Origin of the sequence: Mucilaginibacter defluvii, assembly GCF_039543225.1 — a bacterium.
GTDB lineage: Bacteria > Bacteroidota > Bacteroidia > Sphingobacteriales > Sphingobacteriaceae > Mucilaginibacter > Mucilaginibacter defluvii.
On the sequence record NZ_BAABJI010000004.1, the window covers coordinates 609,943 to 621,947 of the forward strand.

Below are 12,005 nucleotides of genomic sequence, written 5' to 3' on the forward strand. Positions count from 1 at the left end.
TTAGGAGGGTTTACTAAAACGCTAAACTCAACGACGCCAGGAAATTCCTGGTGGCTTGTACGTAGAAATAATTATAGTTATAAATATTACTGCCGCTCAAACCTGGATAAGTAGCGCCGTTGGCCTCGTATTTTTTGTTGAACACGTTATTTACCAGTAAGCCAATGCCGATATTTTTAACCGCCTTAGTGCTAAAGTTATAGCGCAGGCGCACATCGCTTACAAAGTAGCCGCTTATTTTACGGTTAGCGGCGTAAGGGTTGCTTATGTTTTCCTCGTCAATGGTATAACCCGCCGGGTTGGTATTCATGGTATTGTCCAGAAACTGGCTGCTGATGTATTTGCTCAGCAAAGCGATCTCCCCGCCTTTTATGGGCGAATAGCTCACCTCGCTCGATCCGATGAACGACGGCGAAAAGGCGATAGTAGTTTTCTTTAGCTGTAGTTCAACAAGGCTGTTATCATCATAATTAGTAAAAAACTGACCATAGTTCTTGATCTTGTTGGTGCTCACGGTAGCGGTTGCGCCCCAGGCTAACTGATCGGTAATTTTTACACGGCCATCAAACTCAACACCGGCACGGTAGCTGTCCTTTACGTTACGGCGAATGGCGGAGCCTACATCATTAAGCTGACCAGTTACGATCAACTGGTTTTTGTAAAGCATATAAAAACCGTTAATGCCACCGGTAAAGCGTGATGTGCTGATGCGATAACCGGCCTCAAAATCCTTCAGGTTCTCATGCTTAGGGCGGCTTTGGGGCGATGAGTTGGTATAATCATTACGGTTAGGCTCACGGTTGCCTACCGCAAACGAGGCGTACACGTTGCTTTGATCGTTGATCTTATAAGTAACACCAGCTTTCGGGTTAAAAAAGTTGAGCGTCGCGCTTTGCTGCACATTGTTCAGGTTAAAATCAAACCCTAAAAACGAATAGTAGATGTAGCGGTACTGCATATCGGCATATAACAACCATTTATCCAGGTTCCACTCGGCACGGGCGAAGATGTTAAAATCATTCTTTTTGGCGTCATCACGATAGTACTCATAGTTATATGGTACGTTAATGGTATTGCTGCTGTTGATGATATTGCCGTAGTGGCCACCTTTGTACTCGTTATACGCACCGCCTAAAGTCATGTTCAATTGATCTGTAGGCAGATATTTTAAAGCGTAAGTAACGCCATAAAAATCGTTATCCAACCAACGCCTGCGAACAATATTGCTGGTATTCAAAGTATCGGCACCATAAATAACCGGCGTTAAACCATAGTTTTTTACCGAATCCGCTTCTTTAAACTCTTCGTAATACCCTTTGCCTTTGGTATAGTGCAACGCCCCGCTGAATGATAGCTTATCAGATATACGCTGATCTACCAATAGCTGGTAATGGTTTTGGGTGTAGTTGTCTACCTGATCTTTATAGGTATATTCGTTATACCGGCGGTTGTTCAGTATCTCGTAATCAGGCACGCCATTCCACGCTTGGTAAGTACGCTCATAGCCGGTAAATACGTTGGCACGGATGGTGGTGTTTTTACCATAATAAGCACCTGTTAAAAAATAAGATTTCAGGTTAGAAAAAGCCCGGTCGATATAACCATCAGAGTGTATGCGCGACAGTCGGCCATCAAAACTGAAATGATTACCCAGCAAACCCGTACCCACGCTCACGGTGTTTTTAACGGTATTGAACGAACCTGCGGAGTTGTTCAGTTCAACGTAGGCAGTATCACGACGGGTAGCTGTTTGCACGTTGATGCTGCCGCCGAATGCACCCGCACCGTTGGTTGAGGTACCAACACCGCGCTGTACCTGTATGTTATTTACGGATGAGGCGATATCCGGAATATCCACAAAGAATGATCCCTGGCTTTCCGAATCGTTATACGGAATGCCGTTGATGGTTACGTTGATACGTGAGGGGTCAGACCCACGGATGCGGATGCCGGTATAACCCACCCCCGCGCCGGCATCAGATGTTACCACTACCGATGGTGTTTGGTTAAGCAAAAAAGGCAGATCCTGGCCAAAATTGTTCTTTTCGAGATCCTTTTTACTCAGGTTAGTGAAAGCCGTAGGCGAGTTTTTGCTTGCCCGGGTTGCGGTAACCGTTACTTCCTCGGTGGTATAGTTTGATGATACCAGGGTAAAATTTAATGTTTGATTACCACGAACCGCGATGCTTTTAGTTGTTTGCTGATAGCCAATGTAGTTAACCACAACCGCATAAGTACCCGTTGCCAGGCTTACCTTGTACTGGCCGGAGCCATCAGTTACGGTGTTTTGTTGTGCTGATGCAATGCTTACCGTTGCGCCGGGTAATGCCTCACCATTTTGGTTAGTTACTTTTCCGGATACGGAAAACTGGGCCGATGCCACGTAAGGCAACAGCAGGGCGAACACCGCCGCAAATAAATTTTTCAATGTGTTTTAGTACAAATATTGCGTTAAACCATCTGCAAGCCAGGGCGAACATGCAGTACACTTAACTTATTACCTCTCCCTACGCCGGCATTATCCGGATCAGGTGTATACTCAAGTGAAGGTTGAATAGTGAGTGGTGAATACTGCCACTGCTACTAATTCCTGCAACTTTAAGTAATGGGTATGATCTCAGCCTGTCTTTCAGTTTGGCAAACTAACTGCAGTTAGTTTATTTGACCAAAGCAAGGCACCCCTTGAGAATTACGTTGGCAAATATAGTTTTTTATATCAAAAATCAGCTATGCGGAAAATTTAAGCACCTAAAAGCCCTTTTTACGGACGATTCCCTGCCTGCGTGAGGGGCGTTTGGCCTGCGGTTCATCATCATCCAGGTGGTAGCGGCGAGCCATTTTGGCTACGCGTTCTTCTAGGGTTTCGGTAGTTAGTTTATCGCGGCTCAGGTTATCCACCATAATGGGGAACGCGAAAGGCGTTGGCTTTTCCAAGTGTTTTAAAATAATGTTTTGCCCGGCGATGCGCTGCAAGGCGGCACGTAAACGGAATTCTTCCAGTTGGAAAGATAGCGCCTCGTTATACGCCTGCCGGATCAGCAAGTTGTCCGGCTCGTACTCAGTAAACACCTCGAACAACAACGATGTCGATGCCTGCAAATGTTTGTTCTTGATCTGCTGGCCGGGATAACCCGTAAATACCAGACCACCGATATGGGCGATATCCCTGAACTTACGGCGTGCCATTTCATTGGCGTTAAGGCTGTTATGAATATCATCCAACAGGTTATTCAAAGAGAAAAAATCGGCATCTTCTAATATCTCCTCGATTGCGATATCTTCATCAGCCAGCAGCTCAAAGCCATAATCATTCATGGCGATGGAGAAACTGGCGGGCTTAACTTTGGTGATCCGGTAAGCCAATATGGATGCCATACCCTCGTGCACCAGTCTGCCCTCAAACGGATAAAAAAGCAGGTGATGCCCGTCTCGTGATTTGAACGACTCAATTAAAAACTCGTTGCTTTGCGGCAAGTGCGAAAGTTTGTTTTGCATCTCAAACAAGGGTTTCAACGCTTTTACCTCAATATCTTTTTCTACACCGTGCGATACCTCATCCAGCTTATCCCGAAATACGGCCGATAGCTGTGACGACAGTGGCATCCGTCCGCCCGCCCAACTGGGTATCAGTCCTTTTTTTGCTGTTGATTTTTTTACGTAGGCGGTCATTTCCTTCACCCGCACAAACTCCAGGCTACGCCCCGCGAACCAAAAGGTGTTGCCTGGTTTCAGTTTGGCTATAAAACCCTCTTCAATAGTACCCAGCGAGCCGCCACTCAGCCAGCTTACCCGTATCGTCATTTCGCTGGTGATGGTGCCAATGCTGAGCCGGTGGCGCATGGCTACCCGCCTGCTGTTAACTTTATATAGCCCGTTCTCTACTTCTACTTTTAAAAACTCATCGTATTGTGCCAGGGTTTTGCCGCCGCGGGTAATAAAGTCAAGCAACTGGCCATACTCGTTAGCGGTAAGATCGGCAAAGGCGTAGGTAGTTTTAACCTCCTCAAACAATTCATCAGCTCGAAACCCATCTGACACGGCGAGGGTGACCATGTATTGTACCAGCACATCCATGGTGAGCAGCATGGGGTCGCGGCTTTCAAATACGCCACGTTTAATGGCCTCTTTCAAGGCTGCTCCTTCCAACAATTCCAGCGAGTGCGTAGGTACAAAATACGCTCTTGATACAGCACCGGGGTGGTGCCCGCTTCGTCCGGCCCGCTGCATAAAACGCGCCACGCCTTTCGGACTACCAACCTGCACCACCGTATCAACCGGGCGAAAATCAACCCCCAAATCCAGACTTGAGGTGCATACCACCAGCTTCAATGCTTCGGCATGCAGGGCTTGTTCTACCCAATTGCGCAGCTCATTATCCAGTGAGCCGTGATGCATGGCCATTACACCGGCGTATTCGGGGTAGTTATCTAAAATGGCATGGTACCATATCTCCGACTGTGAGCGGGTATTACAAAATATAAGTGTTGTTTTGCTTTTGGCTACAATATCCATCACCTGCGGCAAAAGCTTCACACCAATGTGGCCTGTCCACGAGTAATTTTCGATATTGTCCGGTATCACCGAGCGTATATCGAGTTTTTTCTCAATATTGGCCCTAACCATACGGATGTTTTCCTTCGGGAAGGTATTGCCTAACAATACTTCGGCGGCTTGTTCCAGGTTACCTATGGTAGCGCTGATGCCCCAGATGCGGACCCCTCCCCGGCCCTCCCCGAGGGGGAGGTCCCTACCCAGGTGCTTCAACCTACTCAACCCCAACTCCACCTGCACGCCGCGTTTGGTGCCCAGCAGTTCGTGCCACTCGTCGACCACTACTACCTGCAGGCTCTTGAATATTTTAGGATATTCCTTTTGGGCCAGCATCAGGTGCAGGCTTTCTGGAGTGGTTAGCAGCACTTCGGGCAGCTTTTTTTTGAGAGCCTGTTTTTCGGCGGCGGAGGTATCGCCGGTACGGGTGGCTATTTTCCAGGGCAGGCCGATCTCGTCGCAGGCCTCCTGCATGGCCTTGCGGATATCGTTGGTAAGCGCACGCAAGGGGGTAATCCACATCATTAGCAAGCCATTATCCTTACGGGTTTGCCAGGTATCCGGATATTGGTTGATGTAACCTGCCAAAAAAGGCAAAAACAAAGCATAGGTTTTACCGCTGCCCGTTGGCGCGTTCAGCAACCCCGAATAACCGTCCAGGTAAACAGCCTCCATCTCTTTTTGAAACGGAAATTGCTTCCAGTTCTTTTGCTTGTACCATTGCTGAATAACCTTTTGGCCGGGCGTGCTCATATATTAATGCAAATAACAAAATAAGCGGCAAATGGTTATTACATCCACACCAATTCTGTTATTCATGAAAAAACTGTTTTTGATTATGATGGTGCCTTTACTGTTTGCCTGTAATAGTCCGGCAGATAAGAAAGCGACCGACAGTGCGACAACAGATACGACTGTCGCAATTGAAACTGAGGTTAAGCCTGAACAATTAATCTCCCCCGGAAAAGGCGTCGGCCATCTTACAATTGATCTACCCGTAGATAGCGCCATCGCCAAGCTGGGTAAACCTGACTCATCCGACGCAGCTATGGGCAGCAGTCTGATGGCTTGGTACAGTAAGGATGAAAATAAGTACCGTACCGCCGTTTTTGCGCGCCGCGATATGGGTAATGACGAGGTGAGCCGGATAAAACTCATCATGGTTACTTCACCATGGTTTAAAACTGAAAATGGCGTTGCAACGGGCACACCGCTTACCGATATAGAGAAAAGCTATCCGTTAAAGCCTGTTGATAATGCCACCGCTGCAAAGAAGGGTTTGCTTGTGTTTGATGATAATGCAAAAGGAATAACCTTTGATATTGACAGTGCAAGCAAAAAATGCGTGGCTATCACTGTGCATCAAGCTAACGAAAAGCCAGAATCGTACATCGATATGCATTAATAAAAAAAAGCGGCAGACCTTGTGGATCTGCCGCTTTTCGACCTTTATAGATGCCTTATTTCTTTTCAGGCATCAGGATTAGTTTGATCAGGTTTTTACCGCTCAGGTATTTGTTAGCGGCATCCTTTGTGCTTTGCACCGTAACTTTCTCGGCAGTTTTAGGGTAATACAATATGCGGTGAGGAGGCAAATCATACTGCGATCCGCTGGCCAGGTAGCCCGCCCAAAAGTAGTTTTCGCGCAGCTGTACTTGTTTCGAGCGCATATCCTCAGCTTTAAATTTCTGAATATCGGTAGCCTGTGCGCCGTTGGTTTTAATCTTATTGATCTCGTCCATCGTGGCGGCTATCAGTTTATCTACATTCTCGGGAGCGCATCCAAAGCTTATCGTAACGGTGTATTTGCCGGCAGGTATTTTTTGGTAGATAGACCGTACGCCGGGTGCGTAAACGCCGCTTTCCTGTTCACGCAGGCGCTCGATAAGCTTGATATTCAGTACTTCCTCAAGCGCGTCGAGCTGCATGTTGTTTACCTCACTATAATCATAATCTCCACTGAATACCAATTGCACAGTACTCTTTTCGCCGATGCCTTTGTTAACTGTTTTAGAAACCAGGCCGGCGGGCGGGTACATGCCGAGGTCTTTATAAGTTTTTTTAGTTTCGGATGATGGCAGGCTGCCGAGGTAGGTGGCCAGTAACGGTTTAATAGCGTCGATATCAAAGCTACCTACAAAGGTGAACACAAAACCATTTGCATTGCCAAAACTGCTCTTATAAAAATCAAAAGCCTTATCAAGCGATGCAGTGTTAAGCCGCTCAGTGGTCGGAACCATAGCGCGCATGTTATAGCGGTTCAACACGGCCGATACGGTATCCTGAAACACGCTGTTCGGGTCGAGGTTCCGGTTTACCAGCAATGAACGGTATTGGCTCATGTTTGATTCCCAAATGTCCTTATCCTTACGCGGCTGTGTAAAATACAGGTAAATAAGCTGTAGCGCCGTACCCAGATCCTTAGTGGTTGAATTACCGCTAAAGCCCTGTGTATACTCGCTAATGTAAGGCTCAATCGATACGCTTTTGCCGGTCATCATTTTTTGCAGCTGTATCTGACTAAACTCGCTAACACCGCTGTTGCCAACCACACTTGATGCCATGCTGGCCGAAGTATATTCGGCATCGCTTACCAATGATGTGCCGCCAAAACTGTAACCGGTAAGTATTACCTGGTTATTTTTAAAATCGGTAGGTTTTAAAATAGCCTTAACGCCGTTTTTAAAGGTAAGTGTGGTTACGCCGATAGAGTCGTCGCGCGTTTGGTCAACAATTTCACCTGCATCAGGTATATTTTCAATTAACGGTTTAGTGCTTACGTTATCTACGTAGGCGGTCAGGTTTTTACCGGCTTCAACTATCCATCCCAGTAAAGCCGCTTCGGTTGGCAGTTTTGGCTTTTCGTTATCGGGTGCTTCAACAATAATGCTGCGGCTTTGTCCGGCAATAACGCGGGCGGCCATAGCATTCATCTGCTCAAGCGTGATCTTGTCGATATTGTCCAGGTAAAACTGGTATTCCCAGGCTATGCCTGGTATACCCGATCCGTTTAAAAAGTGCTGCTGGTACTCATTTACAAAGTTTGATGAACGTGTTTTATCACGCTCCTTATAAGCATCTCCCATTTGCACCAGGGCATTTTGCTTGGCGCGCTCAAACTCCGTTAATGTGAAACCGAATTTGCGGGCACGCTCTGTTTCAGCTACCAGGGTCTTAATAGCGGTTTCTAATTCGCCGGGGCGGGCTACTACCGTCGCGGTAAAGGCATCCTGCTTACCGATGAAATTGCCGTAAGTTGCGCTGCCATATAAAAACGGCGGATTTGATTTTTGAAGCAGCTCGTTCAACCTTGCGTTCAGCATCTGGTTAAATAAACCGCTGCGCATGCTTTGCAGGTATTCGGCTGTGGTACGCACCTGGGTGCCCGGCATCTTAACAATAATCTGCGCTACGGTGTATGGAAATTCAGGATCGGTAGCGAATTTAACGCTGGTGCCGGGGGCCGCGGTTACCGTATACTCGGTACGTGGTTTTGGCGATGCCGGGTTTTTCAGCTGCGAAAATTTCTCTTTAATCAGTTGCTCCACCCTTTTCGGATCAAAATCACCAACGGCTATTACCGCCTGCAAATTCGGGCGGTACCAATCCTCGTAAAAACTTTTGATGGTAGCCAGGTTGAAGCTTTTAATAACCTCCTCTTTACCTTTTGGTAGGCGAGTGGCATAACGCGAGTTGTTCAGTATAACCGGTAAAACCTGCTGTTGCAAACGCTCCTGGGCGTTTTTGCCACGCAGGCGAAGCTCCTCTAATATAACACCGCGTTCCTTATCCAGTTCAGCCTGATCAAACGAAACAAAACCCGCCCAGTTGGCCAGAATATCAAAACCACGCTCAAAAACCTTTGCGCTGTCTGTTGGCAGGGGTAATTGATAAACAGTTTCATCAAACGAGGTAAAGGCGTTAAGATCAGCACCAAAGCGTACGCCTGAACTTTGCAGGAAATTCACCAGCGCGTTCTTCGGGAAATCGCGCGTGCCGTTAAAGGCCATGTGCTCGGTAAAGTGCGCCAGGCCCTGCTGGGCATCGGTCTCTAAAATCGATCCGGCTTTGTTAATCAGGTATAGTTCGGCGCGGTTTTGCGGCAGACTGTTTTGCCTGATATAGTAGGTTAAGCCGTTTGGCAACTTGCCGATGATAACATCCTTATCAACCGGTAGTGTTGACGCTTTAATCTGTACTGCCGGGTCAGTTGGCTTTTGTTTTGGCGATGGTGCAGATTTCTTTTTTACCTGCGCGAAAGCTCCGGTTGAGGCAACGCACAAGGCCAGTGCTGCAACCGATAGTTTAAAATCAATACGCATATTTAATTAAGGGACATGTATCTAAAAACGAAAATCTTAGTTCCGAAAATTAGTAAATAATACGCTATCTTAAAACATTAAGCAAAAAAGTTACTGTTTAACAAACCTTATATTGTCGCTTCAAAAAATTAACACAACAGAATGTTGTTGTAGCTGTTAAAACAGTACAAACCACCCGTTATGAAAGAAGTAAACATGCCCGAGGGCTACCAGGCGGTAATGCCTTACCTGATTTTAAAAGATGCGCTGAAATTTTATGATTTTACCTCGGCTGTTTTTGATGCCGAAAAAAAGAGCCGTACCCTGCGGGATGACCAAACGCTGATGCATGGCGAGGTAAGCATATTTGGCAGTACCATTATGTTTGCCGAGGCTACTGACGAATACAAGGTGCAGAATGCCGGTATGTTTGTTTACGTAGCCGATTGCGATAATGCTTACCAGCTTGCGCTTGACGCAGGTTCGCAAAGTATTATGCCACCGGCCGACCAAAGCTATGGCCGTAGCGCGGGTGTTACCGATCCGTTCGGCAACACCTGGTGGATAACATCGGCCCTATAAAAAATTATTTTTTGTGCGAGAACAACCATGGCAGCAGATCGGGCTCAGCAAAAGCCTGAGTCCAGCTGTCGTGGGTGGCATTAGGATAAACGGTATAGCGCGGGTCGCCTCCGGCTTCGCGGATAGCGGCTACCATCACCTCGGAGTGATCCGGTGGCACAATATTGTCTTTAGCGCCGTGGAAAATCCATAGCGGAACTTTTTTAGCGTATATTTTTGCGTTGAGCGTATTATCACCGCCGCAAATGGCAAACGCGGCTGCAAATATTTTTGGCTTGCGGCGCAGCATTTCGAATGTGCCCATGCCGCCCATGGAGAGCCCGCCAATGTATACCTGCTTTTTATTTACGTAAGGTTTTTCAAGTAGTTCTTCAATTAAACCCATCAGCGCTTTCATCGCCTTGGTTGGTTCAGCCTTGGCATCCTGGAAATAAAACTTGCGTTTGCCGGACACGGAGTCTTTCCGGATATCAACGTTTGACCAATAACTATCAGCCGGGCATTGCGGGTAAACCACAATGGCCTGGTGCTGCTGCCTTACTTCCTGTGATAAAAATAGTTTAGGGCCATACGCCAGTTGCGACTCATTATTATTGCCACGCTCCCCCGCGCCATGCAGCACAATTATCAACGGGTATTTAGTATTCGGGTCAAATTGTACAGGGAACAGTATGCGGTATTTCAGGGTATCGCCTTTTTCGGCATAAAGACCTTTATCAAACGCGGTTTTATCCTGCGCATGGGTAAATGCGCTTGTTAAAAATATCAGTGCACAAAGCAGGCTGCTTAATTTTTTGATCATGCTATGGTATTAAGTTGAGTAATCGATCCGGAGATCGACAAGTAAACGTAATAAAAGGTAATAAAATTGCCAACAACCCCGGAACAGCTTAACATGCAGAGGCGAAATAGGTTTGAAATGCTACACTTATACTGCTAAATCACGAATTTGCTTCTTGCTGATGAATATACCTGCGGAAATAAAGCCTTGTTCAAAAATGAAATGGCGTATTTAAAACTCTTTGTTGTGTACGATAGTTATAACAAGGCATTAATCGCTTGTTATGAGATCAATATGGAAAGGCTCAATAGGGTTTGGGCTGGTAAGCATTCCCGTTAAATTGTATTCGGCCGTACAAAGCAGTTCGCTTGACCTGGATATGCTCGACGGGCGCGACCACTCGCGTATAAAATACCAGCGCGTGAACGAAAAAACGCATAAGGAAGTACCCTACGATAAAATTGTAAAAGGCTACAAGCTTGACGAAGAATATATTATACTCGAAGAACGTGACTTTGAAGATGCTGCTCCCGAAAAAAGTAAGGTGATTGAAATTGAAAGTTTTGTTGACATTGCCGACGTTAACCCGATGTTCTACGAAACATCATACTACACCGAGCCCGATACCAAGAACAATAAAGCCTATGCCTTGCTGATGCAGGCATTGGTTAAATCAAAAAAAGCAGGGCTTGCCCGCTTTGTATTGCGCAGCACCGAAACCTTGTGTATAGTGCACCCGGTAGAAAATGTGTTGGTGGTAACCAAGATTCGTTTCGGGCAAGAGATACGCAGTACCGAAGACCTGAATATTGCCGATGACGTAAAGGTAAGTAAAAAGGAACTGGACGTAGGCTTAGCCCTCATCAACCAATATGCTGAAGATTTTGATGTATCAAAGTTTAAGGATGAATATCACGAGGAACTACTAAAAATCATCCAGGCTAAAGCTAAAGGAAAGCGCCCGACCATCAAAAAACTCAAGCCTCAAAAAACTAAGGGAACCGATTTGTACGAACAATTAATGGGCAGCCTTAAAGCGAAAAAAGGAGCCTAAATAAAGTGTACAACTTTGTAGAATAAAACGGACATTGCTTAACGCAACAGAATTATTAAGATCAAAAGCTTTCATAAGCTTGAAGCGCTTATAAAAATAATTTAATATATATCCTATTAGTTAAATAAGTGGCATGATATTAGCCGCTTTTTAGGTGATTAAAACATCTATCAATTATGGCAACCACAAAAGCAAAATCAAAAAAAGCTGAAACCGAAACCACAGAGATCGCGGAAGAATCAGCATTGAACGAATTATTTGTTGACGAGTTAAAAGATATTTACTGGGCAGAGAAGCACCTGGCTAAGGCGCTGCCTAAAATGGCCAAAGCCGCAACATCTGAAGAGTTGCGTGCAGCTATCGAAACACACCTGGCAGAGACTGAAAACCAAATCATCCGCCTGGAGTCGGTTTTTGAATCTATTGAAGAAAAAGCCTCTGCTAAAAAATGCGACGCGATGGAAGGTTTGCTGAAAGAAGGAGAATCAATTATTGAAGATACCGAGGATGGCAGCATTACCCGTGACGCTGGGCTCATCTCAGCAGCTCAAAAAATAGAGCATTATGAAATTGCCTCATATGGTACATTGAAAACATTGGCTGCTACCTTAGGTTATGACGAGGCCGTTGAATTGCTTGACGCTACCTTACAGGAAGAAAAAAAGACTGATGGTTTATTAACCGAGCTTGCTGAAGCCGGCATTAACCAAAATGCTAAAAGCGAAAAGAAATAGTTTTA

General features: G+C 46.0%; 8 protein-coding genes. 4 read left to right on the plus strand and 4 right to left on the minus strand.

The window, feature by feature from the left end:
* Positions 1-13: 13 nt before the first annotated feature.
* Together ABD960_RS19735 and ABD960_RS19740 are read right to left on the minus strand one after the other, a co-directional pair.
* Positions 14-2,428, minus strand: coding sequence for a TonB-dependent receptor (locus tag ABD960_RS19735; protein WP_345334020.1), 2,415 nt, complete (start codon positions 2,426-2,428; stop codon positions 14-16).
* A 320-nt stretch (positions 2,429-2,748) separates the two neighbouring features.
* Positions 2,749-5,301: a ligase-associated DNA damage response DEXH box helicase gene (locus ABD960_RS19740; protein ID WP_345334022.1), complete on the minus strand. Its 2,553-nt coding sequence runs from the start codon at positions 5,299-5,301 to the stop codon at positions 2,749-2,751.
* 64 nt (positions 5,302-5,365) lie between these two features.
* On the opposite strand from ABD960_RS19740, the gene ABD960_RS19745 reads away from it, so the two are divergent.
* Entirely contained in the window at positions 5,366-5,953 is a 588-nt protein-coding gene (locus ABD960_RS19745; protein WP_345334024.1) for a hypothetical protein, read from the plus strand.
* 55 nt (positions 5,954-6,008) lie between these two features.
* On the opposite strand, the gene ABD960_RS19750 is transcribed toward ABD960_RS19745, so the two are convergent.
* On the minus strand, positions 6,009-8,870 hold the full coding sequence (locus ABD960_RS19750; RefSeq protein WP_345334026.1) for a M16 family metallopeptidase: 2,862 nt from the start codon (positions 8,868-8,870) through the stop codon (positions 6,009-6,011).
* 180 nt (positions 8,871-9,050) lie between these two features.
* On the opposite strand from ABD960_RS19750, the gene ABD960_RS19755 reads away from it, so the two are divergent.
* The gene (locus ABD960_RS19755) at positions 9,051-9,431 is read left to right on the plus strand and encodes a VOC family protein (protein ID WP_345334028.1); all 381 of its coding nucleotides are present in this window, start codon (positions 9,051-9,053) and stop codon (positions 9,429-9,431) included.
* 4 nt (positions 9,432-9,435) lie between these two features.
* On the opposite strand, the gene ABD960_RS19760 is transcribed toward ABD960_RS19755, so the two are convergent.
* Positions 9,436-10,233, minus strand: a complete 798-nt coding sequence (locus tag ABD960_RS19760; RefSeq protein WP_345334030.1) for a carboxylesterase family protein — start codon at positions 10,231-10,233, stop codon at positions 9,436-9,438.
* A gap of 262 nt (positions 10,234-10,495) precedes the next feature.
* On the opposite strand from ABD960_RS19760, the gene ku reads away from it, so the two are divergent.
* Together ku and ABD960_RS19770 are read left to right on the plus strand one after the other, a co-directional pair.
* Positions 10,496-11,266 (plus strand): non-homologous end joining protein Ku, encoded by a 771-nt coding sequence (gene ku / locus ABD960_RS19765; protein WP_345334032.1) that lies wholly within the window; start codon positions 10,496-10,498, stop codon positions 11,264-11,266.
* Between the two features lie 176 nt (positions 11,267-11,442).
* A complete protein-coding gene (locus ABD960_RS19770; protein ID WP_345334034.1) occupies positions 11,443-12,000 on the plus strand; it encodes a YciE/YciF ferroxidase family protein in 558 nt (185 codons plus the stop codon).
* Positions 12,001-12,005 lie beyond the last annotated feature (5 nt).